The organism is Mycobacterium sp., assembly GCF_008709575.1.
In the GTDB taxonomy this organism is placed as follows: Bacteria; Actinomycetota; Actinomycetes; order Mycobacteriales; family Mycobacteriaceae; genus Mycobacterium.
The window spans coordinates 1-873 of the sequence record NZ_VYIK01000224.1; the positions used below are offsets into that span (position 1 = coordinate 1).

2 protein-coding genes are annotated in these 873 nt (G+C 64.5%); both read left to right on the top strand.

Going from position 1 to position 873, the window contains the following annotated elements; genetic code table 11:
• Position 1: 1 nt before the first annotated feature.
• Positions 2-391: a hypothetical protein gene (locus F6Q13_RS18055; protein ID WP_293059463.1), complete on the top strand. Its 390-nt coding sequence runs from the start codon at positions 2-4 to the stop codon at positions 389-391.
• A 183-nt stretch (positions 392-574) separates the two neighbouring features.
• The coding region (locus tag F6Q13_RS18060) for an alpha/beta hydrolase-fold protein (protein WP_293059465.1) at positions 575-873 on the top strand (299 nt) is incomplete at its 3' end.

Consider the following 873-nt stretch of genomic DNA (forward strand, 5'->3'; position numbering starts at 1 on the left):
CATCAAGCCGACTGCAGCTGAGGATCACACCCCGGGACGCCGCTCGACGGCGAGCGGCGCGCTGCCGATGTGGCGCATCGGCATCACCGGCGGACTGGTCGGCATTCTCTGCTGCGCTGGCCCTACTGTCCTTGCACTTTTCGGAATCGCCAGCGCCGCTACGGCATTAGCCTGGGCCAACGACCTTTATGGTAACTACGCGTGGTGGTTCCGCCTGGGCGGGCTCGGTATGCTGGTGCTGCTGAGCTGGATCGCGTTGCGGCGGCGCAATCAATGCAGCATCGCCGGTATCCGGCGACTGCGGTGGCGACTGGCGACAGTACTCGCGATCGCGATCGGAACCTACGGTGGGCTGTACGCGCTGACGACTTGGCTCGAACGGTTCGCGTGATCTGCGGTTCCACGCGATGCCACGTCTTCGACGCTCTCACCGGTGTGTCTCAAAGATTAGCTCAAAGACATTGTGCAATTGCATTATTCACCTCACACACCCCGCTCGACACTCCGCTGAACGGCCGCCTCTCGGGGCACCTCACCTACCAGACGAATGAGGTCAGACAGATCAGGGGCAGACATGGCAGTTGTGAACGCAAGGCTGCGCGGCTTGGCACGTCGGCTGGTGGTGGCCGCGGTTGCGGCCGCGGCGCTGCCGGGCCTGGTGGGGCTTGCCGGTGGTTGGGCGACCGCGAAGGCGTTTTCCCGGCCCGGTCTGCCGGTCGACTACTTACAGGTTCCGTCGCCGGCGATGGGCCGCGACATCAAGGTGCAGTTCCAAAGCGGAGGATCCAACTCGCCGGCGCTTTACCTGCTCGACGGCCTGCGCGCCCAGGACGACTACAACGGCTGGGACATCAACACTCCGGCGTTCGAGTG